Here is a 23,093-nt window from a genome sequence, read left to right on the forward strand (position 1 = left end):
TCCCTCTGCTGGCGCAGAGGGAGTCGCCAAATCATCATCATGGTCTATGCTGAAAATTCCATGGATTACAACAGGGTGAAAAATGAGCACAGAAATTGTTACCCGCGTCGTCACGGTTAACTTTCAGGAAGAGACGCTGACTGAAATTAACGAGCTAAGTAATCATCTCACCCGCGCAGGATTTACTCTTGTGCTGAATGACGAAAACGGCAAGGTCCATGAACTGGGTACGAATACCTTTGGCCTGATTTCCGCGCAAAGCGCCGACGAGGTCAAAGCGCTTAGCGCCGGATTGGCGGAAACGGCGCTGGGTCGCCCCGTTGATGTTACCGTCACCACATTTGCCGAGTGGTTGAAAGCTCAATAAGTGCGATTCGTGCAGCGGAGCGCGCCAGTTGTGCGTCAGTTCGAATTTTACACCGGGGTTATGGGCTAACCTTATGAAATGGTGGAAAACAAGGGGAGAGACAGCATGTGGCAAGCTATCAGCACGTTGTTAAGCGACTGGCATTCCGAAACAGCTGAAATCGAACTTCGCAACGAACTGCCCGGCGGTGAAATTCATGCGGCCTGGCATTTACGTTTCGGCGGACGGGACTACTTTGTTAAATGTGATGAGCGCGAGCTTCTGCCTATCTTTACCGCTGAAGCAGACCAGCTTGAGCTGCTGTCGCGGAGTAAAACCGTTAGCGTTCCGCAGGTTTATGCAGTTGGCAGCGATCGCGACTACAGTTTCCTGGTCATGGAATATCTGCCCCCTCGCCCGCTGGACGCGCACAACGCCTTCTTACTCGGTCAGCATATTGCGCATCTGCATCAGTGGAGCGATCAGCCGCAGTTTGGGCTGGATTTTGATAACGACCTTTCCACCACCCCGCAGCCCAACGCCTGGCAACGCCGCTGGTCGACTTTCTTTGCCGAACAGCGTATCGGCTGGCAGCTGGAGCTGGCTGCCGAAAAAGGGCTCAGCTTCGGTGATATCGACAGCATCGTCGATAATGTGCAGCAGCGTCTGAGCAATCACCAGCCTCAACCGTCATTGCTACATGGTGATTTGTGGTCGGGGAACTGCGCGCTAGGACCCAACGGCCCCTACATCTTCGATCCCGCCTGTTACTGGGGAGACAGAGAGTGCGATCTGGCGATGCTGCCGCTGCACCCTGAACAGCCACCGCAGATCTACGATGGCTACCAGTCAATATCGCCGCTGCCCTCCGGTTTCCTTGAGCGTCAGCCGGTTTATCAGCTCTACACGTTGTTAAACCGGGCGATTTTATTCGGCGGTCAGCATCTGGTGACGGCACAGAAAGCGCTGGATGCGGTATTAATGGAAAAGGCCCCATAAGGGGCCTGATTACAACACGGTCAGCTAATCTCTACGCCCTTCAGACGGAATTTGATCGTCATGGTGACGCCGGTTCCTGGTTTGCCCGCTTCATAGCGCCATTTGCGCAGCGCGTTTTTCACATCGCGTTCAAACATGTTGGCTGGCTGCGCAGAGAGAATTTCTACGTTATCCACCCGCCCATCTGGCGTGACATCAAACTTGACGCGAACAGAGCCTTCAATGCGCAACGCCTGGGCACGTGCCGGGTATGCCGGCTGGTTGCGGCTTAGCGCTCGCGGGCCGCTCGGCGCGGTCAGAGTCGGTTTCGCCGTTGCCGGTGCGGCGTTCGGCTGCGTACGCGCTGGCGCGGTATTGGTCGTTTCAAACGGTGAAGCCACGCGCGTTTCCGCCGGTTTCACATCACGCTTCGGCTGCTCAACCTTCTTCTCCGGCTTCGGCTTCGGTTTAGGCTTCGGCTTCGGTTTGGGTTCGGGCTTGTGAATGACGACCGGCGCTTCTTTTGGCGGCTCCGGTTCCGGCACGACTTCCGGTTCAGGCTCCGGTTCAACAACGGGTTCCACTACCGGCTGTGCGGCCTGAGGCGGTTCGAGATCTGCCGGCGCAACCATCGTAATTTCGATGGGTTGCGAGGGAGAGGGCCGTTCAATAACCTGATGTACCGAGGTATAAAGCAACCCCGCCACAACGGCACCGTGGATAGCCACGGACAGCAGCGTCGGCCACGGGAAGCGGCGAGGTAAATCAAGGGTCATTGCGCTCATAGTCGTTTCTGTTGAAAAATGATGCCCCGATTTTAAATGCAAATAGCAATCATATTCAATAAGCCTTGTTATCTTGCATCAAAATTTGCCCCGTTTTGTGGGAAAAATTTTCTGAAGCATGGCATTTTAAGCCGGTACGCATCTTTACATTGCAGTCAACGACGGATTCACTTAACGTGATTCGCCTGTTTATTGATAAGGAGCCTTGCCGTGCTTTACGTTATCTACGCTGAAGACATTGCCGATTCTCTGGAAAAACGCTTGTCGGTACGTCCCGCCCACCTGGCACGTTTGCAGCTGTTACAAGATGAAGGTCGCCTGTTGACCGCCGGGCCAATGCCTGCCGTCGACAGTAATGAGCCTGGCGCCGCCGGGTTTACTGGCTCAACGGTCATTGCGGAATTTGAATCGCTGGAAGTCGCAAAAGCATGGGCAAATGATGACCCTTACATCGCGGCTGGCGTGTATCAGAACGTCTCCGTGAAGCCTTACAAGAAAGTATTCTGAGATCGTCCGACAGCAAAACAGAGGCACCGTAAACGGTGCCTTTTATATCAGTACTCAGTGAAGACAAACAGCAGGGAACCACGTTGTCGTTTCACCAGTTCCTTCCTGATGGAGAGGATGCGCATGTTGCGGCGCGATTGGGCTTCCAGCCAGCGGGACTTGCGGCGACTCACCTGTCTTAGCATGCGCCAGCGCCCTACTTCCGTTCTACTACGCTTCATTGCTACTACTCTACAAGTGAAAAACAGACCACATTATAAACCCATGAATCTGGCTGACCAACGCTTTCGCTGCGTTTTTATTTGCCAGATGGATGTTGATGCGTAAACTCATGACATAGAGTTATTCAAAAGGATTTTTCATCTATGACAACCTTTTACACGGTGGTGAACTGGCTGGTCATCCTCGGTTACTGGTTACTCATCGCCGGTGTAACATTACGCATTCTGATGAAACGGCGCGCCGTACCTTCAGCAATGGCGTGGTTGCTGATTATCTATATTCTTCCGCTGGTTGGTATTATTGCCTATCTCTCATTTGGCGAGCTGCACCTGGGTAAACGTCGTGCGGAACGGGCCCGGGCGATGTGGCCCTCCACCGCCAAATGGCTAAACGATCTCAAAGCCTGCAAACATATTTTTGCCGAGGATAACAGCCCGGTCGCCGAGTCGCTGTTTAAGCTCTGCGAACGCCGTCAGGGGATCGCCGGCGTTAAGGGCAATCAGCTACAGCTGTTGACCGAATCTGATGACGTGATGCAGGCGCTGATGCGCGATATCCAGCTGGCGCGGCACAATATTGAGATGGTGTTTTACATCTGGCAACCTGGCGGCATGGCCGATAAGGTCGCGGAATCGTTGATGGCGGCGGCGCGGCGCGGCGTTCACTGCCGCCTGATGCTTGATTCCGCCGGCAGCGTCGCCTTTTTCCGCAGCCCGTGGGCAGCCATGATGCGTAACGCCGGTATCGAGGTGGTCGAAGCGCTGAAGGTCAACCTGATGCGTGTTTTTCTGCGCCGCATGGATCTGCGCCAGCACCGCAAAATGGTGATGATTGATAACTATATTGCCTATACCGGCAGTATGAACATGGTCGACCCGCGCTTCTTTAAACAGGATTCCGGCGTCGGGCAGTGGATTGATCTGATGGCGCGGATGGAAGGCCCGGTCGCCACGGCGATGGGCATCGTCTACTCCTGCGACTGGGAAATTGAAACCGGCAAACGTATTTTACCGCCGCCGCCGGATCTCAATATTATGCCCTTTGAAGAAGCCAGCGGACACACGATTCATACCATTGCTTCTGGCCCCGGTTTCCCGGAAGACCTGATTCATCAGGCGCTCCTCACCGCCGCCTATTCCGCCAAAGAACATCTGATCATGACCACCCCTTACTTCGTGCCCAGCGACGATCTGCTGCATGCTATCTGCACCGCGGCGCAACGCGGGGTCGACGTCAGCATTATCCTGCCGCGTAAGAATGATTCGCTGCTGGTTGGCTGGGCCAGTCGGGCCTTCTTTACCGAGCTGCTGGCGGCCGGGGTTAAAATTTATCAGTTTGAAGGCGGCCTGCTGCATACCAAAAGCGTACTGGTCGACGGCGAGCTCAGCCTGGTCGGTACCGTGAATCTCGATATGCGCAGCCTGTGGCTTAATTTCGAAATCACGCTGGTCATTGACGACGTCGGATTCGGCGGCGATCTGGCGGCCGTTCAGGACGATTATATTTCCCGTTCGCGCCTGCTGGACGCGCGGCTGTGGTTAAAACGACCGCTCTGGCAGCGGATCACCGAGCGACTGTTTTACTTCTTCAGTCCGTTGCTGTAAAACGTGCCAATCAGATGTTTAACGGGTAGCAATCATGGATATGGATTTAAACAATCGCCTGACCGAAGACGAAACGCTTGAACAAGCTTATGACATCTTCCTGGAGCTGGCTGTCGACAACCTCGATCCGGCGGATGTCATTCTGTTTAACCTGCAGTTTGAAGAACGCGGCGGCGCCGAGCTGTTTGACCCCGCGCCGGACTGGGAAGAGCATGTCGATTATGACCTCAACCCGGACTTTTTCGCCGAAGTCGTGATTGGTCTTGCCGATACCGATGGCGGCGAAATTAACGATATCTTTGCGCGTATTCTGCTGTGCCGTGAAAAAGACCATAAGCTGTGCCATATTCTGTGGCGTGAATAAGCCTCTCCCATACTAAAGCACAAAAAACGGCAGACGGTCACCACACCGCCTGCCGTTTTATTTTTCTTCCCCGACTATTCCGGCAGTTCACTCCCGCAGGCGTTGCAAAAACGCGCATTTTTATCATGCGCGGCGTGCTGACAGTTTGGACACACGCGCGCGCGGCGATGTTGTAATGCGCTGGTCATATGCGTGGTGATAAGCCCGGTCGGGATGGCGATAATGGAATAGCCGATTAAGATCAGAACCGAGGCCAGAATTCTGCCGATCGGCGTATGCGGCGTAATATCGCCATACCCTACCGTCGTAATGGTCACAATCGCCCAGTAGACCGACGCATTTAAGGTGGTAAACCCATACTGCGGCCCTTCAATCAGATACATCAGCGAACCAAAGATAACCATCACGATGGCAATAAAGGAATAAAAGAGGATCAGCTGATGGCGGGCGCTAACGATTGCCGCCCAGAAAATATTCAATGACGGCATAAAGCGCAGCAGTTTAAGAATACGCAAGCAGCGAATCGCCCGCATCGCACGCCACGCAAAGACATAATTGAGGCTCATTTCCGGCCACATCCACATCACATAGAGCGGCAGGATGGTGGCTAAATCTATCACCCCCCAAAAGCTGAAAATATAGCTGAAGGGTTTCGGCCAGCTGATAATACGCAGGAAATATTCGAGGGTAAAAACAGCGGTGACAAACAGCTCCAGCCAGACAAAAATGTGCCATTCATCAAACGTCAGGTGATATTGCGTACCCAGACCGGACTCAATAAAAATCACCAGCACGCTCAAAAGCGCAAAAATACCGCACAGGCCTTCAAATCGTCGTCCGGAACGACGGGTTTGATCGAAGAGTAAATGATACAACCGCTGGCGAGCGGCGTAAAAATGAACAGCCACGTTTAACCTCGCAAAAAAAAGGGCTGACCTACGTCAGCCCCAGAGATTATAACGGGTCTACCTTCAGGCAGGAAACCGCATGTCGGAAACTCCCCTCCAGCACCGGCCGCGTTTTCGCACATTCTGGCCCGGCGATGGGACAACGCGTACGGAAAACACACCCCGACGGCGGGTTAATCGGCGACGGCAGCTCCCCCTCTAGCAGCTGGATGGTTTTGTTCTTTTCCCGATCCGGGTCCGGAATTGGCACCGCGGACATCAGCGCTTTGGTATAGGGGTGCAGCGGATTGTGGTACACCTCATCATAAGTCCCCAGCTCCACCGCATGGCCCAGATACATCACCAGAACGCGATCGGAAATATGCTTCACCACCGCCAGATCGTGAGCGATAAAGATCAGCGACAGCCCCATTTCGCGCTGCAGCTGCTGCAGCAGGTTAACGACCTGCGCCTGAATCGAAACGTCCAGCGCCGAAACCGGCTCATCGCAGATAATCAGCTTCGGCTCGAGAATCAGCGCACGGGCGATACCGATACGCTGGCACTGGCCGCCGGAAAACTCGTGCGGATAGCGGTTAATCAGGTTCGGCAACAGACCCACTTTCATCATCATCGCTTTCACCCGGTCACGGACTTCCTGACGCGACATTTTGGGATGATAGGTGCGCAGCGGCTCGGCAATAATTTCGCCGATAGTCATACGCGGGTTGAGCGAAGCCAGCGGATCCTGGAAGATCATCTGGATATCGCTGCGAACATCGCGCCACTGTTCCTGCTTCATGCCTAACAGATCTTTGCCAAGCCAGGCGACTTTGCCGTCGGTCGCCTTCACCAGACCAATAATTGCCCGGGCAAAGGTCGACTTGCCGCAGCCGGATTCCCCGACCACGCCCAGCGTTTCGCCCTCGTAGAGACGCAGCGTGACGCCATCCACCGCTTTCAGCGTTTTGGACGGCTGCCAGAACCACTGTTTGCCATCCTTAATATCAAAGTGGACTTTCAGATCGGCAATTTCGAGCAGGACTTTTCTTTGTTCCGTAACGGCGTTCATAGCAGATCCCCTACCGGTTGAAAGCAGGCGCGCAGGCGGCCCGGTGCAAACTCCTCCAGAGGTGGAGCACTATGACAAATCTCCATCGCATGCGGACAACGCGGCTGGAACGGGCAGCCTTTCGGCAGACGCAGCAGGTTTGGCGGGTTGCCCGGGATGGTCAACAGCGACTCGCCCTCGGCGTCCAGACGCGGAACCGCGTTCAGCAAGCCGATAGAGTACGGATGGGAAGGATGATAAAAGACATCTCGCGCCATGCCGTATTCCATGGTCCGCCCGGCATACATCACCAGCACTTTATCGCAGATCCCGGCGACGACTCCAAGATCGTGAGTAATCATAATGATCGCCGTATTGAACTCGCGCTTAAGCTCATTCAACAGGGTCATGATTTGCGCCTGAACCGTAACATCCAGAGCAGTTGTCGGCTCATCGGCAATCAGCAGTTTAGGCCGGCACAGCAGCGCCATCGCAATCATCACGCGCTGACGCATCCCGCCGGAGAATTCGTGCGGATACATTTTCATGCGCTTACGCGCTTCCGGCATCTTAACCGCATCCAGCATCTTCACCGACTCTTCAAAGGCTTCGGCTTTTCCCAGACCTTTATGCAACATCAGGACTTCCATCAGCTGCTCACCCACCCGCATATACGGGTTCAGGGAGGTCATCGGGTCCTGGAATATCATGGAAATTTGTTCGGCGCGAAGCTTATTCAGATCGCGCTCCGGCAGATTGAGAATCTGACGGCCGTTAAACAGAGCCGACCCGCCAATCTGACCGTTGGAAGCCAACAGGCCCATTAAAGCAAACGCGGTCTGCGACTTACCGGAACCCGATTCGCCGACGATGCCCAGCGTTTCCCCGGCTCGCAGGTTAAAATTGAGGTCATTCACCGCCGTGACATCGCCATCAGGCGTTTTGAACGTGACGCGGAGATCTTTGACATCCAGCAGCAGGCCGGATTGTTGCTGTGCCTGCGGCGCTTTTGCCGTTTCAATTGTGCTCATGACGGCGCTCCTTAGCGATCTTTCGGGTCGAGGGCATCACGCAGGCCATCGCCGATAAAGTTAAAACAGAACAGCGTAACCACCAGGAACCCCGCAGGAAACAGCAGCAGCCACGGCGACACTTCCATAGAGTTCGCGCCATCGCTGAGCAGCGCACCCCAGCTGCTCAGCGGTTCCTGAGTACCCAGACCAAGGAAGCTTAAGAAGGATTCAAACAGGATCATGCTCGGAACCAGCAGAGAGGCGTACACCACCACCACACCCAGTACGTTAGGCACGATATGCCGAACCACAATACTGAATGTTGAAACACCGCCGACCTGCGCCGCTTCGATAAACTCTTTGCGCTTCAGGCTCAGCGTCTGGCCGCGAACAATACGCGCCATATCCAGCCAGGAGACCATGCCGATGGCAACGAAAATCAGCAGGATGTTCTGGCCAAAGAAGGTGACGAGCAGGATAACGAAGAACATGAACGGAAAGGAGTTGAGGATCTCCAGCAGACGCATCATCACGGAATCGACTTTGCCGCCCAGGTAGCCGGAAAGTGAACCGTAGAGCGTACCAAGAACCACCGCCACCAGCGCCGCAGCCACCCCGACCATCAGCGAGATACGCCCGCCGATAGCGACGCGAACCAGCAGGTCGCGGCCGGAAGAGTCGGTACCAAAGTAGTGGCCGGATGTCGTATCCGGCGCACTGGACATCATGCCCCAGTCGGTATCGAAGTAGGAGAACTGCGATACCATCGGTGCAATAGTCACGAACAGTGCGATAATCACCAGCACAATCAGGCTGGCAACGGCGGCACGGTTATGCATAAAACGACGGCGGGCGTCCTGCCATAAACTACGTCCTTCGACTTCCAGCTTTTCACTGAAGTTTTCCAACGCCTCGTTGCTTTTCTTACTTAACATCATGGCGAACTCCAGCCTCAATAGCGAATCTTCGGATCGATAACGGCATACAGCACGTCAACAATCGCGTTAAACAGAATAGTCAGCGCGCCGACCAGAATGGTCAGGCTCAGCACCAGCGAATAGTCGCGGTTAAGCGCGCCATTCACAAACAGCTGACCAATACCCGGAAGACCGTAGATCGTTTCGATGACCATTGAGCCGGTGATGATCCCCACAAATGCTGGCCCCATATAAGAAAGAACCGGCAGCAGAGCGGGTTTCAGCGCATGACGCAAAATAATGCGCCGCATCGGCAGCCCTTTCGCGCGCGCGGTGCGGATAAAGTTGGAATGCAGGACCTCAATCATTGAACCGCGGGTAATACGCGCGATACTGGCGATATAGGCTAACGATAAGGCCACCATCGGCAGAATCATAAATTTCAGCGCCCCGCCGTTCCAGCCGCCGCCGGGCAACCAGTGCAGCGTGATGGCGAATATCATCACCAGCAGCGGCGCAACCACGAAACTGGGTATCACCACGCCGGTCATTGCCACCCCCATGACCGCATAATCCCATTTCGTATTCTGCTTCAGGGCCGCAATAACCCCTGCCGTCACGCCGAGAACGACCGCCAACAGGAAGGCGGCAAGCCCTAATTTAGCGGAAACCGGGAAGCTCGACGCCACCAGATCGTTTACCGAATAGTCTTTATATTTAAAAGAGGGACCGAAATCACCGTGCGCCAGCTGCTTCAGATAATTGAAGTACTGGGTCATGATGGGGTCGTTTAAATGGTATTTAGCTTCAATATTCGCCATCACTTCCGGCGGCAGCGTGCGTTCACCGGTAAATGGACTTCCCGGCGCCAGACGCATCATGAAGAAAGAGATCGTAATAAGAATAAATAGCGTCGGAATCGCTTCCAGACAGCGACGAAAAATAAATTTTAACATTGCCCGTACCTTCTGGCCTGTGCCTATCGAGTGCGATGAATTCAGACACGGTGGGGCAAGCGTCGCCTGCCCCACGTATTGCCATTAATGTTTGATAATATAAAGGTTTTTAACGTAGATATTATCTAACGGGTCTTTACCGGTATAGCCGCCCACCCACGGTTTAACCAGACGGGCGTTGACGTAATAGAAGACCGGCACGATCACAGAATCTTTATCGAGCTGCTGTTCTGCTTGCGCATACAGGTCGGCACGCTTCGCGTCATCATTAGTTTGTAATGTTTCGGCGATGATTTTATCGAAAGCCGGGCTCTTATAATGAGAGGTGTTATTTGAGCTGTCGCTCAGCATCGTATTCAGGAATGAGGTTGGTTCGTTGTAATCCGCACACCAGCCGGCACGCGCCACGTCGAAGGTCCCCTGATGACGGTTATCGAGGAAGGTTTTCCATTCCTGATTTTCCAGCTTGACGTTAGCCCCCAGGTTTTTCTTCCAGATGGACGCCACGGCAATAGCCAGTTTTTTATGCAGATCGGAAGTGTTATACAGTAAATTAAAGGTCAGCGGTTTATCAGCGGTATATCCGGCTTCCGCCAGCAGTTTTTTCGCTTCTTCGTTACGCTTGTCCTGAGACCAGGTAAACCATTCTGGTTTGACAACTTTCATGCCATCGGTATACGGCGGGGTATAGCTATAGGCCGGCAGGTCGCCCTGATTCTTCACTTTATTAACGATAATATCGCGATCCAGCGCCATTTTCAGCGCGGTACGGACGCGGACATCGGTAAACGGTGCTTTCTGGTTATTAATTTCGTAGTAATAGGTGCAGAGATACGGATCGACATGCACTTCTTGCGGGATCTCTTTTTTCAGTTTCTGGAACAGTTCAATCGGCATGTTGTTATAGGTCATGTCGATTTCGCCGCTGCGGTAGCGGTTAACGTCGGTAACTTCGGAAGAGATCGGCAGGTAGGTAACCTGATTAATGACGGTTTTCGCGTTATCCCAGTATTGCGGATTGCGCTCAAGCACAATACGTTCGTTAACGACCCAGTCTTTCAGCTTATAAGCGCCGTTGGTCACGATATTGGCAGGCTGGGTCCATTTCTCGCCGTATTTTTCGATGGCGGCTTTCGGCACCGGAGAAACGGATGGGTGAACGAGGAGTTTATAAAAATAAGGAACCGGTTCGCTCAGCGTGACTTCGAAGGTTTTATCATCAATCGCTTTTACGCCCAGATCGGTGATTGGCTTTTTGCCCGCGATAATGTCATCAACATTCAGCAGGTGGCCATATTGCAGATAGCTTGCGTAAGGTGAAGCGGTTTTCGGATCCGCCAGACGCTGCCAGCTATAGACGAAATCTTGCGCGGTAACCGGCGTGCCGTCCGACCATTTCGCATCTTTGCGCAGATGGAAGGTCCAGACTTTAAAATCTTTATTATCCCAGGATTCTGCGGCCCCAGGGATCGGATGGCCTTGAATATCGCCAATCACTAACCCTTCAAACAAATCGCGGTTAATGTTGGATTCCGGAACGCCTTCAATTTTATGCGGGTCCAGGGATTGCACTTCCGCGCCGTTATTACGTACCAGCGATTGTTTATCCGCCAGCTGCACCCCTGCAGGTACATCCGCTGCCATAGCAACATTCGCGGTAATTAGCGCAGACAAAATCCCCGCGGCTACCAGACTTTTTTTGGTGATGATGGTCATTGTGTTGTTACTCCATTCATTATAATTACTGGCTATTTAACCAGCCTGTTTTTTTCCCCTGACGGGATTCTGTACAGTGCAGGAGTTTATGCTGCTGTCAGACTTTACTACTTGCTATCACCGACTTATTTATTACGGCCGCTCAAACGGCGACCTTGGCGTCGATTCTTTTATCCCCTGTGGCGGGGCGGTTTCAGCCGCAACGAGTTATTTAATAATAATTCTCATTTACGTGTATTGTTCAGTGAGCGATCACGGCGGAAAGTACCAAAAGGCCATCTCATCCGCCAATGCAATTTGCAAATATGTTACCGGATTCTCTTTTATGGTTTTCTCTACGCCGCTATCTTGCCCTGTCTTGCGACGAGAAAATCATTAAAGAATTTAGTTTTCATACAGATACTGTCAACAGCCCGTTATGGATGCCGCGGCACCATGCTGAGATGCATTTTTGTACGAAAATTTAACAATCGGTTATTATTTAGCACATTCATCTGCCCCGGTTATGAAATTACTAATATCATTTCAATTATGCGACGGCAAGCACCAGAGAATGATGTGAAGAAAATAACAGTGGCAAGGGGGTGATAAAAAGAGAGGAAACGTTCGGGAAGTTACATAATTAGCTGATAAATAACAATATTTAAAGACATTACGGAAAGCTATCTTATCGCGTGTTATCCGCTTAATTGATATGTTTTGCTAATAATGAAGCAAACGCGGAGCACCGGGCTCCGCATCGCGCGGGCTCGTTTAACTGACCAGGCCAGGAAACAGCGCTTTTATTCCGGTGACGATAAACTCAATCCCCAGCGCCATCAGCAATAGCCCCATAATACGCGTGATGACGTTGATACCCGTCTGCCCTAACAGGCGCACCAGCCACGGCGCCATGCGGAAAATCCCCCAGCAGCATAAGGCAAACAGGGCAATGGCAAGGGAAAACCCTAACAGGTAGGTTACCGTGTGGTAGCGCGTTCCCCAGACGATAGTCGAGCTGATTGCGCCCGGCCCTGCCATCAACGGCAGCGCCAACGGCACGACGCCAATACTTTCACGAATTGCGGTTTCTGATTTTTCCTGCTTGTTTTGCTTATCCTCGCCGAGTTTGCCGCTGATCATCGACATCGCAATCGTCACGACCAGGATCCCGCCGGCAATACGGAATGAGTCAATAGAGATGCCGAAAATTTGCAAAATCGAGTCACCGAGAAAAAGCGACGTCAGCAGAATAATGGCAACCGAAAGATTCGCCGTCAGGTTGGTCTTATTGCGGATCACTGCCGTTTGATAACTGGTCATACTAATGAAAACCGGGATGATGCCTACCGGGTTAACCAGCGCAAATAACCCGATGAAAAACTTGAAGTAAGTTGAAAAATCAAACAACGGTAGAGTCACAGTGCGCTCCGCAGCATCATTAAAAATGGCTGTTGACAGTTAGCCACATAAAATATTCGCGCAGAAGATACGCTTTTTAGCAGCATAATTCATCTCAAATATACGTACAGCGGCGACAAAATGGCATGTTATCTATTTGTTTCCCTCGGTTACTTATTCACTTAGTTTGCATACCAATTATTACACTTGATTTGACTGGTCAAAAAACAGACTGCTGAAAGGTGTCAGCTTCACGTAAACTTGATCTAAATCACGTAAATTGTACTCAGAAGTGAGTAACCTTGTTCACACCAAAAGAGTGCAGCATAGCGGTACCTGAGAATTAAAAAGATCAAGCTTCTTTAGTAAATCAATGAAGCCAGCGGCGCCAGAAACGGCACCTTAACATTTAGATGCAAGCTGTTAACAGCCTGTCTATACTGTCGAATCGAGCTACTGATTTACTAAAAAAGTTTAACATTATCAGGAGAGCATTATGGCTGTTACTAATGTCGCTGAACTTAACGCACTCGTAGAGCGCGTAAAAAAAGCCCAGCGTGAATATGCCAGTTTCACTCAAGAACAAGTTGATAAGATCTTCCGTGCCGCCGCTTTGGCCGCCGCAGATGCTCGAATCCCTCTCGCAAAAATGGCCGTAGCCGAATCTGGCATGGGCATTGTCGAAGACAAGGTTATCAAAAACCACTTCGCTTCCGAATATATCTATAACGCCTATAAAGATGAAAAGACCTGCGGTGTTCTCTCTGAAGACGACACTTTCGGGACTATCACTATCGCCGAACCGATCGGCATTATCTGCGGTATCGTTCCGACGACTAACCCGACTTCCACAGCAATCTTCAAATCACTGATCAGCCTGAAGACGCGTAACGCGATCATCTTCTCTCCACATCCGCGTGCGAAAGATGCCACCAACAAAGCGGCAGATATCGTTCTGCAGGCTGCTATCGCGGCAGGCGCGCCGAAAGATCTGATCGGTTGGATCGACCAGCCTTCCGTTGAGCTGTCTAACGCGCTGATGCATCACCCTGACATTAACCTGATCCTCGCGACCGGCGGTCCAGGCATGGTTAAAGCAGCTTATAGCTCCGGTAAACCGGCTATCGGCGTAGGTGCAGGTAACACTCCGGTCGTTATTGATGAAACTGCAGACGTTAAGCGTGCGGTCGCTTCCGTACTGATGTCTAAAACCTTTGATAACGGCGTTATCTGTGCGTCTGAGCAGTCAGTGGTCGTTGTTGACTCCGTCTATGACGCCGTTCGCGAACGTTTCGCCAGCCACGGCGGCTACCTGCTGCAGGGCAAAGAGCTGAAAGCCGTTCAGGACATCATCCTGAAAAATGGCGCGCTGAACGCGGCAATCGTAGGTCAGCCGGCATACAAAATTGCTGAACTGGCAGGCTTCACCGTTCCGGCTACCACCAAGATTCTGATTGGTGAAGTGACCGACGTTGATGAGAGCGAGCCGTTTGCTCACGAAAAACTGTCTCCGACGCTGGCCATGTACCGCGCGAAGAACTTCGAAGATGCTGTTGATAAAGCTGAAAAACTGGTGGCAATGGGCGGTATCGGTCATACCTCTTGCCTGTACACCGACCAGGACAACCAGCCGGCTCGCGTTGCCTACTTCGGCCAGATGATGAAAACCGCACGTATCCTGATTAACACCCCGGCTTCTCAGGGTGGTATCGGTGACCTGTACAACTTTAAACTCGCGCCTTCCCTGACTCTGGGTTGTGGTTCCTGGGGTGGTAACTCCATCTCTGAAAACGTTGGTCCGAAACACCTGATCAACAAGAAAACCGTTGCTAAGCGAGCTGAAAACATGTTGTGGCACAAACTTCCGAAATCTATCTACTTCCGTCGTGGCTCACTGCCAATCGCACTGGATGAAGTGATTACTGATGGTCACAAACGCGCGCTGATTGTGACTGACCGCTTCCTGTTCAACAACGGTTATGCAGACCAGATCACCTCCGTGCTGAAAGCATCCGGCGTTGAGACTGAAGTCTTCTTCGAAGTTGAAGCTGACCCGACCCTGAGCGTAGTACGTAAAGGTGCGGATCTGGCTAACTCCTTCAAGCCGGACGTTATCATCGCTCTGGGCGGTGGTTCCCCGATGGATGCCGCGAAAATCATGTGGGTCATGTACGAACATCCGGAAACCCACTTCGAAGACCTGGCGCTGCGCTTTATGGACATCCGTAAACGTATCTACAAGTTCCCGAAAATGGGCGTGAAAGCGAAGATGATCGCCGTCACCACCACTTCCGGTACCGGTTCTGAAGTTACGCCATTCGCAGTTGTTACCGACGATGCAACCGGTCAGAAATATCCGCTGGCTGACTACGCGCTGACTCCGGATGTGGCGATTGTCGATGCTAACCTCGTGATGGATATGCCGAAGTCCCTGTGTGCTTTCGGTGGTCTTGACGCCGTGACTCACGCCCTGGAAGCCTATGTTTCCGTACTGGCATCTGAGTTCTCCGACGGCCAGGCTCTGCAGGCGCTGAAACTGCTGAAAGAGTACCTGCCAGCGTCCTACCACGAAGGTTCTAAGAACCCGGTAGCACGTGAGCGCGTGCACAGTGCAGCGACTATCGCCGGTATCGCGTTTGCTAACGCCTTCCTCGGCGTATGTCACTCCATGGCGCACAAACTGGGTTCTCAGTTCCACATTCCGCACGGCCTGGCTAACGCCCTGCTGATTTGTAACGTGATTCGTTACAACGCGAATGACAACCCGACCAAGCAGACTGCATTCAGCCAGTACGACCGTCCGCAGGCACGCCGTCGCTACGCTGAAATCGCTGACCACCTGGGTCTGAGCGCACCGGGCGACCGTACCGCAGCGAAAATTGAAAAACTGCTGGCATGGCTGGAAAGCCTGAAGGCTGAACTGGGTATTCCTAAGTCTATCCGTGAAGCTGGTGTACAGGAAGCTGACTTCCTGGCCCACGTTGACAAGCTGTCTGAAGATGCATTCGATGACCAGTGCACCGGCGCAAACCCGCGCTACCCGCTGATCGCCGAGCTGAAACAGATTCTGCTGGATACCTTCTACGGTAACGAGTTCAGCGAAGGTGAAACTGCCGCGAAGAAAGAAACCGCAGCCGCACCAAAAGCCGATAAAAAAGCGAAGAAATCTGCTTAATCGACTCTGATAACGCTGGTAAAAAGCCCCATCTCCGGATGGGGCTTTTTTTTATCCCCTTCCGCCAGAGAAGATGAGATGAGCGATAGCAAACGCTTTTTCCTGATGCGCATTTGCGACCTGGGTATCCACGATACCGCTGGTAGAGCTTTGTTTTCGGCGGCACAGGAGCACAATCAGGGTCGCAACGCCCTCATGCCGTTGATACCCGGCCAGGAGAAGTCCATCACGGAACATCGGCAGCAGCAGGCGTTTCAGGCGTAACCAGTTCTGGATAAAGGTCAGGGTATCGGTTCACGGCAGGAAGACGCAGCAGGCGCCATACAGGCGCCTGGGAGGGGAATGATCTGTACGATTAGCAGGGGCGATGTTTACTCTGCACCCGGGTCAGCGAGCCTTCACTTAAGGCTTCTTTATAATGTTTACGGCAAACGGAAACATAGCGTTCATTCCCGCCAATCACCACCTGCTCACCTTCATTATATGGCCGCCCTTCCTGATCGAGACGCAGCACCATGCTCGCTTTACGTCCGCAGAAGCAGATCGTTTTTAATTCAACCAGCTTATCGGACCATGCTAATAAATACTGACTACCAATAAACAACTCGCCACGGAAATCCGTACGCAGGCCGTAGCACAACACCGGAATATCCAGGCGATCGACGACTTCAGACAATTCATGTACCTGCTCGCGGGTCAGAAACTGACTCTCATCCACCAGGACACAATGAACGGGCTGTTGCGCATGTTCGGCCGCAATATCGCTAAAGAGCGAGGTTTGAGGGTTAAACAGCCGGGCTGGCGAGGAGAGACCAATTCTTGAACTGACCTTACCTGAACCAAAGCGGTCATCAATCTCGGCGGTATAAACCAGGGCACGCATGCCTCGCTCTTGATAATTGTATGACGACTGTAACAAAGCGGTCGACTTACCTGCATTCATTGCAGAATAGTAGAAATAAAGTTGAGCCATCGGCTGCATCACCCCAATCAGTGTGTTTTATCGCGGCAAAATTGTAGCATATTTTCCCGTGCTATCCCCCCTTTCAGCATGGGTATAGCGGCATACGCTATGCTCGTCCCCCCCTGCTGATAGATTACGCTTTTTTAATTGAATGCGGGTGCCGGCAATTTGTACAGCCCTCCTTGTTGGCCCCCTACGATTGTCCTTTTGTGCGAATCGTAGCAGGCGCCAGCCCGCTATAACGTTTTTTGCTCACCCGATTATATTAAAGATTGCCGTTACTAATACGCTAATACTCAAGAGGGATATTTATCCCTGCAAAGTATAATTTTACTCCCGGGCAACAGAGAAAAGCATACTATCTCAGGGTTTTAGCGCAGGATTCAGGTCAGGCTATAAGCAAAAAAGATGTGAAGTCGCACGTAGAATTTAACTTAAATTAATTAATTACCACGACAAATAACAAGTAATTTTGAATTCCTTACATTCTCCCCTATTGCACATCTGATTATATCGCTCTATTATTACTCCAACAAACCACCCCACAATATAAGTTTGAGATTACTACAATGAGCGAAGCACTTAAAATTTTGAACAACATCCGTACTCTTCGTGCGCAGGCAAGAGAATGCACCCTTGAAACGCTAGAAGAAATGCTGGAAAAATTAGAAGTTGTCGTTAACGAACGTCGCGAAGAAGAAAGCGCTGCAGCTGCAGAAATTGAAGAGCGTACTCGTAAACTGCAACAATACCGTGAAATGCTGATTGCAGATGGTATTGATCCGAACGAACTGCTGAGCACCATGGCGGCAGTCAAAGCGGGTACCAAAGCTAAACGCGCTGCGCGCCCGGCTAAATACAGCTACGTTGATGAAAACGGCGAAACCAAAACCTGGACAGGTCAAGGCCGCACCCCGGCAGTGATCAAAAAAGCCATGGACGAGCAGGGTAAAACCCTGGACGATTTCCTGCTGTAATCGATCAGCTGTATTTGAAAAATCCCGCTTCGGCGGGATTTTTTTTATCTGCCGTCCGGCGATATAAAAAAACCGGGAAACGAAATTCGCTCCCGGTTTATCATTATGCTGAAAACGATTACTTAGCTACTGCTTTTTCCAGCCAGGCTTTAAAATCTGCGCCGAGGGATTTATGGCGCACGCCATATTCCACAAACGCCTGCATATAGCCCAGTTTATTACCGCAGTCGTGGCTCTTACCTTTCATATGATAGGCCTCAACCGTCTCTTTCTCGATCAGCATGTCGATCGCATCGGTCAGCTGGATTTCATCCCCGGCTCCCGGAGGCGTTTTTGCCAGCAGCGGCCAAATGTCCGCGCTCAGCACATAGCGACCGACGACAGCAAGGTTAGACGGCGCCACATCGGCTTTCGGCTTCTCAACCACACCCACCATCGGGACGCTTTCGCCCGGCTGCAGGGACTCGCCTTTACAGTCGACAACGCCGTAGGCGGTAACATCAGCGACAGGCTCAACCATAATCTGGCTGGATCCTGTTTCATCAAAACGGGAGATCATTTCGGCCAGGTTATCACGGGAAAGATCCGACTCGAATTCATCCAGAATAACGTCTGGCAGAATAACCGCGACCGGCTCGTCACCCACCACCGGGTGCGCGCACAGTACCGCGTGGCCCAGACCTTTAGCCAGACCCTGACGGACCTGCATAATGGTGACATGCGGCGGACAAATAGACTGAACTTCTTCCAGCAGCTGACGTTTAACACGTTTTTCCAGCATCGCTTCCAGTTCAAAACTGGTATCGAAATGGTTTTCGATAGAGTTTTTAGACGAATGGGTCACCAGAACAATTTCAGTAATTCCGGCTGCGATGCATTCGTTAACAACGTACTGAATTAAAGGCTTATCTACCAGTGGCAGCATTTCTTTCGGAATAGCCTTGGTGGCGGGTAGCATCCTGGTACCTAATCCCGCAACCGGGATAACAGCTTTTCTTACTTTAGAATTAAGGGCAGCCATTGAAATCTCCTGGACTGTTCGTTTTTTAAACTTTTCGTTAATAATAACGTGTCGAGTATATCAGTCCACTCAGGCAAACCTGGTCTGAAAAGGTTTGTGTTCCCTCGAATTAGGACTTTACTTATAAAACGCAATGATAGTACCACCGCAAAAGATTACCCGGTAATCCTACCAGCTTAAAAAAACAGGTAATTGTTCATTCCGCAGACAACATCAGTCGCAAACGCCCTCCGGCCCCCCAAATTTGGCACTGCCATGATGCGCAGCGCTGGCTAATTTGGTTGAGATAAGCGTTACCCAATGTCCCTAACGGAACGCCATTGCTAATCTGAATTTGATGTTCTCCGGTATTGAGTGTGCCATTCAGACCTGCGGATACCAATATCAAATTTTTCAGACCGCTATGGTAATAACCCACCAGCAATGGAAATTGCCCAGGTAAATTGGCCTGACGCAGTAATTGGTTAACCTGTTTCAACAGGCTCCCCATTTCCGGCAGGCGCTGCCCCTGATGGGCCAGCTGCTCCTGAAGCAATCCATTAAACAAAGCCCGCAGCAACAGCGCCGCCAGCACCCCATTATCTCCTGCTCGTGTGACATCCAGACAATAGAAGGCCAGATCATTTTCTGATAATGGCGCAATATCGAGCACCAGACCGGGTTTATCCGCCGACACCAGCTGACGATAATGAATACGGCACTTCGAAATTTCTTGCTGTACCGGAGGCTGAAGCTCCTGCAGCAGCCTTGACGCTGCGGTAGGGTCGCTAACCAGCGCGTCCCAGTCCTCAAACAACCGTTCTTCTTCCTCAACCCGCGAGTTGAACATATTGGGATACAGACAGGCATACACCGTTTCCCGCAGGCGGTTGAAATCTTTTACCGGCTTTAGCAACACATCCTGGACGCCAAGGCGCAACGCCCTGGCAATATCGGCCATATTTTCCGTTGCCGAAATCATCAGAATCGGCAGCGTTTCGCCCCGGTTGCGTAGCTGCTCCACCAGCTCAAGACCATTCATTCGCGGCATAGAGATGTCGCAAATCATCAGGTCGGGTTTGGACTCGGCCATCTTCTGGAGCGCTTCCACGCCATCCCCCGCCAGTGCCGTTGTCGCGCCCAGTGAGGTTAGCCAGGAGTGCAAGAGTGAGCGGAAAACGGCTTCGTCTTCAACTATCAGAATCAGTTTTCCCGCCAATGGCTGCGTCATGATCTCTCCTCTGGCTGACGATAGTTAAATAGTGGCATGCAATTCACACTATCGCCTGTCAGAATTTACTTAAGTCCTGGTTAAATGGCGTCACACCGCAGTGCGCACCAAGGGTAGTAGCTCATCCATCTTCTTTTCAACCGCCTGATGTCCGGCAGCAATCGCCTCACCGGCACGATGAAAATCAAGCGTGGATATTTGTGGGCAAAAAGGCTGCAGCAGAATATCGGGAGGATCGCCCGCCATCCGATTGCGTTTCAGGCGATTTTCCAGCACCTGAATAGAGGTCGACATAATCTCCATCGCCGTTGGCGTCGCCGCGCGACGGGAGGTCATTCCGCTCAGACGCGCGCGAATCCTCGCATGCCAGGAAAAATCTTTGTCTTCTTCAGGCTGAGGTTTTTCAATTGACCACAAATCCTGCTGCATCAGATGCGCATCGTGCTGTAAGTCGACGGCAATCACGATATCCGCCCCCAGCGCGCGCGCCAGGGAAACCGGAACGGGGTTGACTACCGCGCCATCGACCAGCCAGTAGCCATTATGCATGACCGGCGACATCAGGCCCGGCATGCTGCAGGAGGCGCGCACGGCCTGGTGCAGATCGCCCTCGGTAAACCACAATTCGCGGCCGGTGCTTAAATTGGTCGCCACCGCAGCAAAGCGACGGTCGCAGCGCTCAATATCGGCGACGGGCAATACCTGTCGGAACTGATTAAATACGCGCTCACCGCGCAGCAGGCCACCGCGACGCCAGGAAAGATCCATCAACCGCAGCACGTCCCAGTTACTAAAAGAGGAGACCCATTTCTCAAGGACCGGAAGCCGATTGCAGGCAAAGGCGGCCCCCACCAGCGCACCGATTGAACATCCTGCGACGATATCAATTTCAATGCCCGCGCGCTGTAGCGCTTTAATCGTCCCTATATGCGACCACCCGCGGGCAGCTCCCGCCCCTAACGCCAGACCAATTTTAAGCTTTCTCATTATGACCGATATACTTCCTTCCACTCCGAGCATGGCATCATTGCCACAGCTCAGTTAACATAAAACACTTTGGCGCCGATGCGCCGTGATTCTTTTTCCATGGAGGCCGCTTTGTCGCCATTATGCCCTTGTGGCAGCGCTCTGGAGTATAGCTTATGTTGTCAGCGATATCTGACCGGCTCGTTGCCCGCACCGGATCCCTCACAGCTGATGCGATCTCGCTATAGCGCGTTTGTCATGAAGGATGCCGATTACCTGATCGCCACCTGGCACCCTTCCTGCCAGCCACAGCACTTCCGGGACGATCTGGAAAAGGGGTTCGCTAAAACGCAGTGGCAAGGCTTAACCGTATTTGCTACCGATGAAGGCCGTCACCCCGACGAGGGATTCGTCAGTTTCATCGCGCGATACCACGACGATAACCGCCCCGGCGCGATTATTGAACGTTCCAGATTCTTAAAAGAAAATGGACGGTGGTATTATATCGACGGCACACGACCGCTGATTGGTCGTAACGACCCCTGCCCTTGCGGTTCAGGTAAAAAATTTAAAAAATGCTGCGGCCAGTAAAGCTGGCGCCGGCAATAGCAAACACTACAGGATTTTCCTCGCGATGCATTCATTACAACGTAAAGTACTACGCACCATTTGCCCTGACCAGAAAGGACTCATCGCGCGTATCACGAATATTTGTTACAAGCACGAGCTGAATATCGTGCAGAACAACGAGTTTGTCGATCACCGTACCGGTCGCTTCTTTATGCGTACCGAACTGGAAGGTATTTTTAATGACGCCATTCTGCTCGCCGACCTTGATAGCGCGCTGCCGGAAGGCTCTATACGCGAACTAACCCCCGCTGGCCGCCGTCGCGTGGTGATCCTGGTCACCAAAGAGGCACACTGTCTGGGCGATCTGCTGATGAAAGCCAACTATGGCGGCCTGGATGTTGAGATTGCGGCGGTCATCGGCAACCATGAAACCCTGCGCTCGCTGGTTGAACGTTTTGATATTCCGTTCCAGCTGGTCAGCCACGAAGGACTGACGCGCGAAGAACACGACAAGCTGATGGGCGACGCCATTGAATCCTATGCGCCGGATTATGTGGTGCTGGCGAAGTATATGCGCGTTCTGACGCCGGAATTCGTTTCCCGCTTCCCGAACCAGATTATCAACATTCATCACTCCTTCCTGCCAGCCTTTATTGGCGCCCGTCCTTATCATCAGGCCTATGAGCGCGGCGTGAAGATCATCGGCGCTACCGCCCACTACGTTAACGACAACCTGGATGAAGGCCCGATCATTATGCAGGATGTAATTCATGTCGATCACACCTATACGGCGGAAGATATGATGCGCGCGGGGCGCGATGTTGAAAAGAATGTGCTGAGCCGCGCGCTGTATCAGGTTCTGGCTCAGCGCGTGTTTGTTTACGGCAACCGAACGATTATTCTTTAATCGATAATGAAATGAACTGGTTAGCATTAGACCTTTACGCGTAAATTTCAGGCAACCAGTTTAATTTTATCAACGGAAAGCTTTACAGGGGCGCATCATTTGATATGATGCGCCCCGCTTCCCCAGAAGGAAGCAGGCCAGTATTAAGCATTACCCCGTGGTGGGGTTCCCGAGCGGCCAAAGGGAGCAGACTGTAAATCTGCCGTCATCGACTTCGAAGGTTCGAATCCTTCCCCCACCACCATTATTCACCACAGTAATGTGGTAACCCCGGCAAATCTCAGCAAGGTTTGCACTTGTCGGGAAGGGTAAGAACCTTCGATTAAGGTTCGACTCGAGCGCAAGCGAGAGAACGTTGCCGCAGGCAACGGCCCGAAAGGTGAGGCGCGAAGCGACGAATAATCCTTCCCCCACCACCATTCACTCCGCTGAATGTTGTCATCTGAAATTACCCCTGGTGGGGTTCCCGAGCGGCCAAAGGGAGCAGACTGTAAATCTGCCGTCATCGACTTCGAAGGTTCGAATCCTTCCCCCACCACCATCATCTTCCCGTAACTTCTCAGCTAAACTCATCGCG

At 52.2% G+C, this 23,093-nt stretch carries 23 protein-coding genes, 2 tRNA genes and 1 other RNA gene; 13 read left to right on the plus strand and 13 right to left on the minus strand.

Annotated elements, in window-relative coordinates; all coding sequences use genetic code 11:
• The first annotated feature begins 82 nt into the window (after nucleotides 1-82).
• Together ghoS and AC007G_RS21265 are read left to right on the plus strand one after the other, a co-directional pair.
• The gene (gene ghoS, locus AC007G_RS21260; protein ID WP_004863372.1) at nucleotides 83-367 is read left to right on the plus strand and encodes a type V toxin-antitoxin system endoribonuclease antitoxin GhoS; all 285 of its coding nucleotides are present in this window, start codon (nucleotides 83-85) and stop codon (nucleotides 365-367) included.
• 105 nt (nucleotides 368-472) lie between these two features.
• Entirely contained in the window at nucleotides 473-1,345 is an 873-nt protein-coding gene (locus AC007G_RS21265; RefSeq protein WP_032687127.1) for a fructosamine kinase family protein, read from the plus strand.
• A 20-nt stretch (nucleotides 1,346-1,365) separates the two neighbouring features.
• Here AC007G_RS21265 and tonB read toward each other — a convergent pair whose 3' ends face one another.
• Nucleotides 1,366-2,109, minus strand: coding sequence for a TonB system transport protein TonB (gene tonB / locus AC007G_RS21270; RefSeq protein WP_032687126.1), 744 nt, complete (start codon nucleotides 2,107-2,109; stop codon nucleotides 1,366-1,368).
• 210 nt (nucleotides 2,110-2,319) lie between these two features.
• Here tonB and AC007G_RS21275 point away from each other — a divergent pair, with 210 nt between their 5' ends.
• Nucleotides 2,320-2,616, plus strand: coding sequence for a YciI family protein (locus AC007G_RS21275; RefSeq protein WP_004863379.1), 297 nt, complete (start codon nucleotides 2,320-2,322; stop codon nucleotides 2,614-2,616).
• A gap of 47 nt (nucleotides 2,617-2,663) precedes the next feature.
• On the opposite strand, the gene AC007G_RS21280 is transcribed toward AC007G_RS21275, so the two are convergent.
• Nucleotides 2,664-2,837, minus strand: a complete 174-nt coding sequence (locus AC007G_RS21280) for a YciY family protein (RefSeq protein WP_004863385.1) — start codon at nucleotides 2,835-2,837, stop codon at nucleotides 2,664-2,666.
• A 144-nt stretch (nucleotides 2,838-2,981) separates the two neighbouring features.
• Between AC007G_RS21280 and cls the strand changes: the two genes are divergently transcribed.
• Entirely contained in the window at nucleotides 2,982-4,442 is a 1,461-nt protein-coding gene (gene cls / locus AC007G_RS21285) for a cardiolipin synthase (protein WP_004863387.1), read from the plus strand.
• 34 nt (nucleotides 4,443-4,476) lie between these two features.
• Complete coding sequence (locus tag AC007G_RS21290) at nucleotides 4,477-4,806, plus strand: HI1450 family dsDNA-mimic protein (RefSeq protein ID WP_004863389.1); 330 nt, start codon at nucleotides 4,477-4,479, stop codon at nucleotides 4,804-4,806.
• A gap of 74 nt (nucleotides 4,807-4,880) precedes the next feature.
• On the opposite strand, the gene AC007G_RS21295 is transcribed toward AC007G_RS21290, so the two are convergent.
• The 7 genes from AC007G_RS21295 to AC007G_RS21325 all read right to left on the minus strand — a co-directional run bounded on the left by AC007G_RS21295 (nucleotide 4,881) and on the right by AC007G_RS21325 (nucleotide 12,747).
• Nucleotides 4,881-5,714 (minus strand): ion transporter, encoded by an 834-nt coding sequence (locus AC007G_RS21295; RefSeq protein WP_142630661.1) that lies wholly within the window; start codon nucleotides 5,712-5,714, stop codon nucleotides 4,881-4,883.
• A gap of 46 nt (nucleotides 5,715-5,760) precedes the next feature.
• Nucleotides 5,761-6,765 (minus strand): murein tripeptide/oligopeptide ABC transporter ATP-binding protein OppF, encoded by a 1,005-nt coding sequence (oppF, locus tag AC007G_RS21300; RefSeq protein WP_032687124.1) that lies wholly within the window; start codon nucleotides 6,763-6,765, stop codon nucleotides 5,761-5,763.
• On the minus strand, nucleotides 6,762-7,775 hold the full coding sequence (oppD, locus tag AC007G_RS21305; protein ID WP_004863400.1) for an ABC transporter ATP-binding protein: 1,014 nt from the start codon (nucleotides 7,773-7,775) through the stop codon (nucleotides 6,762-6,764). The genes oppF and oppD overlap by 4 nt, the downstream gene beginning before the upstream one ends.
• Before the next feature lie 11 nt (nucleotides 7,776-7,786).
• Nucleotides 7,787-8,695, minus strand: coding sequence for an oligopeptide ABC transporter permease OppC (gene oppC / locus AC007G_RS21310; RefSeq protein WP_032687122.1), 909 nt, complete (start codon nucleotides 8,693-8,695; stop codon nucleotides 7,787-7,789).
• Nucleotides 8,696-8,709: 14 nt separating this feature from the next.
• Complete coding sequence (gene oppB / locus AC007G_RS21315; protein ID WP_004863406.1) at nucleotides 8,710-9,630, minus strand: oligopeptide ABC transporter permease OppB; 921 nt, start codon at nucleotides 9,628-9,630, stop codon at nucleotides 8,710-8,712.
• Between the two features lie 84 nt (nucleotides 9,631-9,714).
• Nucleotides 9,715-11,346: an oligopeptide ABC transporter substrate-binding protein OppA gene (gene oppA / locus AC007G_RS21320; RefSeq protein WP_032697388.1), complete on the minus strand. Its 1,632-nt coding sequence runs from the start codon at nucleotides 11,344-11,346 to the stop codon at nucleotides 9,715-9,717.
• 753 nt (nucleotides 11,347-12,099) lie between these two features.
• Nucleotides 12,100-12,747, minus strand: coding sequence for a YchE family NAAT transporter (locus tag AC007G_RS21325; protein ID WP_004863410.1), 648 nt, complete (start codon nucleotides 12,745-12,747; stop codon nucleotides 12,100-12,102).
• A gap of 475 nt (nucleotides 12,748-13,222) precedes the next feature.
• On the opposite strand from AC007G_RS21325, the gene adhE reads away from it, so the two are divergent.
• Together adhE and AC007G_RS21335 are read left to right on the plus strand one after the other, a co-directional pair.
• Nucleotides 13,223-15,901: a bifunctional acetaldehyde-CoA/alcohol dehydrogenase gene (gene adhE, locus AC007G_RS21330; RefSeq protein ID WP_004863415.1), complete on the plus strand. Its 2,679-nt coding sequence runs from the start codon at nucleotides 13,223-13,225 to the stop codon at nucleotides 15,899-15,901.
• A gap of 78 nt (nucleotides 15,902-15,979) precedes the next feature.
• Nucleotides 15,980-16,165, plus strand: coding sequence for a hypothetical protein (locus tag AC007G_RS21335; protein WP_085397051.1), 186 nt, complete (start codon nucleotides 15,980-15,982; stop codon nucleotides 16,163-16,165).
• 91 nt (nucleotides 16,166-16,256) lie between these two features.
• Here AC007G_RS21335 and tdk read toward each other — a convergent pair whose 3' ends face one another.
• The gene (tdk, locus tag AC007G_RS21340; RefSeq protein ID WP_015584099.1) at nucleotides 16,257-16,874 is read right to left on the minus strand and encodes a thymidine kinase; all 618 of its coding nucleotides are present in this window, start codon (nucleotides 16,872-16,874) and stop codon (nucleotides 16,257-16,259) included.
• Between the two features lie 560 nt (nucleotides 16,875-17,434).
• Here tdk and hns point away from each other — a divergent pair.
• Nucleotides 17,435-17,842, plus strand: coding sequence for a histone-like nucleoid-structuring protein H-NS (gene hns / locus AC007G_RS21345; RefSeq protein ID WP_004863421.1), 408 nt, complete (start codon nucleotides 17,435-17,437; stop codon nucleotides 17,840-17,842).
• Nucleotides 17,843-17,960: 118 nt separating this feature from the next.
• Here the strand turns inward: hns and galU are convergent, their stop codons facing one another.
• The 3 genes from galU to rssA all read right to left on the minus strand — a co-directional run bounded on the left by galU (nucleotide 17,961) and on the right by rssA (nucleotide 21,060).
• Nucleotides 17,961-18,863 (minus strand): UTP--glucose-1-phosphate uridylyltransferase GalU, encoded by a 903-nt coding sequence (gene galU, locus AC007G_RS21350; protein ID WP_032687120.1) that lies wholly within the window; start codon nucleotides 18,861-18,863, stop codon nucleotides 17,961-17,963.
• 196 nt (nucleotides 18,864-19,059) lie between these two features.
• Nucleotides 19,060-20,073 (minus strand): two-component system response regulator RssB, encoded by a 1,014-nt coding sequence (rssB, locus tag AC007G_RS21355; protein ID WP_032687119.1) that lies wholly within the window; start codon nucleotides 20,071-20,073, stop codon nucleotides 19,060-19,062.
• Between the two features lie 90 nt (nucleotides 20,074-20,163).
• On the minus strand, nucleotides 20,164-21,060 hold the full coding sequence (gene rssA, locus AC007G_RS21360) for a patatin-like phospholipase RssA (RefSeq protein WP_032697390.1): 897 nt from the start codon (nucleotides 21,058-21,060) through the stop codon (nucleotides 20,164-20,166).
• A gap of 111 nt (nucleotides 21,061-21,171) precedes the next feature.
• On the opposite strand from rssA, the gene AC007G_RS21365 reads away from it, so the two are divergent.
• The 5 genes from AC007G_RS21365 to AC007G_RS21385 all read left to right on the plus strand — a co-directional run bounded on the left by AC007G_RS21365 (nucleotide 21,172) and on the right by AC007G_RS21385 (nucleotide 23,057).
• Nucleotides 21,172-21,630 carry a YchJ family protein gene (locus tag AC007G_RS21365; protein WP_032687117.1) on the plus strand — a complete coding sequence of 153 codons (459 nt, stop codon included), beginning with the start codon at nucleotides 21,172-21,174 and terminating at the stop codon, nucleotides 21,628-21,630.
• 43 nt (nucleotides 21,631-21,673) lie between these two features.
• A complete protein-coding gene (gene purU, locus AC007G_RS21370; protein ID WP_004863432.1) occupies nucleotides 21,674-22,516 on the plus strand; it encodes a formyltetrahydrofolate deformylase in 843 nt (280 codons plus the stop codon).
• 159 nt (nucleotides 22,517-22,675) lie between these two features.
• Nucleotides 22,676-22,760 (plus strand) — tRNA-Tyr (locus tag AC007G_RS21375).
• A 43-nt stretch (nucleotides 22,761-22,803) separates the two neighbouring features.
• A non-coding RNA gene (locus AC007G_RS21380) (RtT sRNA) lies at nucleotides 22,804-22,935 on the plus strand.
• Between the two features lie 37 nt (nucleotides 22,936-22,972).
• Nucleotides 22,973-23,057 (plus strand) — tRNA-Tyr (locus tag AC007G_RS21385).
• Nucleotides 23,058-23,093: the final 36 nt, after the last annotated feature.

The sequence above is a fragment of the Klebsiella sp. CSG-1 genome, assembly GCF_056521145.1.

What these genes read in the sequence shown, in the direction of transcription:
- adhE (WP_004863415.1), top strand. Translation starts at nt 13,223, where the DNA reads ATGGCTGTTACTAATGTCGCTGAACTTAACGCACTCGTAGAGCGCGTA.
- ghoS (WP_004863372.1), top strand. Translation starts at nt 83, where the DNA reads ATGAGCACAGAAATTGTTACCCGCGTCGTCACGGTTAACTTTCAGGAA.
- AC007G_RS21335 (WP_085397051.1), top strand. Translation starts at nt 15,980, where the DNA reads ATGAGCGATAGCAAACGCTTTTTCCTGATGCGCATTTGCGACCTGGGT.
- tdk (WP_015584099.1), bottom strand. Translation starts at nt 16,874, where the DNA reads ATGGCTCAACTTTATTTCTACTATTCTGCAATGAATGCAGGTAAGTCG.
- galU (WP_032687120.1), bottom strand. Translation starts at nt 18,863, where the DNA reads ATGGCTGCCCTTAATTCTAAAGTAAGAAAAGCTGTTATCCCGGTTGCG.
- AC007G_RS21280 (WP_004863385.1), bottom strand. Translation starts at nt 2,837, where the DNA reads ATGAAGCGTAGTAGAACGGAAGTAGGGCGCTGGCGCATGCTAAGACAG.
- AC007G_RS21290 (WP_004863389.1), top strand. Translation starts at nt 4,477, where the DNA reads ATGGATATGGATTTAAACAATCGCCTGACCGAAGACGAAACGCTTGAA.
- rssA (WP_032697390.1), bottom strand. Translation starts at nt 21,060, where the DNA reads ATGAGAAAGCTTAAAATTGGTCTGGCGTTAGGGGCGGGAGCTGCCCGC.
- purU (WP_004863432.1), top strand. Translation starts at nt 21,674, where the DNA reads ATGCATTCATTACAACGTAAAGTACTACGCACCATTTGCCCTGACCAG.
- hns (WP_004863421.1), top strand. Translation starts at nt 17,435, where the DNA reads ATGAGCGAAGCACTTAAAATTTTGAACAACATCCGTACTCTTCGTGCG.
- rssB (WP_032687119.1), bottom strand. Translation starts at nt 20,073, where the DNA reads ATGACGCAGCCATTGGCGGGAAAACTGATTCTGATAGTTGAAGACGAA.
- cls (WP_004863387.1), top strand. Translation starts at nt 2,982, where the DNA reads ATGACAACCTTTTACACGGTGGTGAACTGGCTGGTCATCCTCGGTTAC.
- oppA (WP_032697388.1), bottom strand. Translation starts at nt 11,346, where the DNA reads ATGACCATCATCACCAAAAAAAGTCTGGTAGCCGCGGGGATTTTGTCT.
- tonB (WP_032687126.1), bottom strand. Translation starts at nt 2,109, where the DNA reads ATGAGCGCAATGACCCTTGATTTACCTCGCCGCTTCCCGTGGCCGACG.
- oppC (WP_032687122.1), bottom strand. Translation starts at nt 8,695, where the DNA reads ATGATGTTAAGTAAGAAAAGCAACGAGGCGTTGGAAAACTTCAGTGAA.
- oppB (WP_004863406.1), bottom strand. Translation starts at nt 9,630, where the DNA reads ATGTTAAAATTTATTTTTCGTCGCTGTCTGGAAGCGATTCCGACGCTA.
- oppD (WP_004863400.1), bottom strand. Translation starts at nt 7,775, where the DNA reads ATGAGCACAATTGAAACGGCAAAAGCGCCGCAGGCACAGCAACAATCC.
- oppF (WP_032687124.1), bottom strand. Translation starts at nt 6,765, where the DNA reads ATGAACGCCGTTACGGAACAAAGAAAAGTCCTGCTCGAAATTGCCGAT.
- AC007G_RS21265 (WP_032687127.1), top strand. Translation starts at nt 473, where the DNA reads ATGTGGCAAGCTATCAGCACGTTGTTAAGCGACTGGCATTCCGAAACA.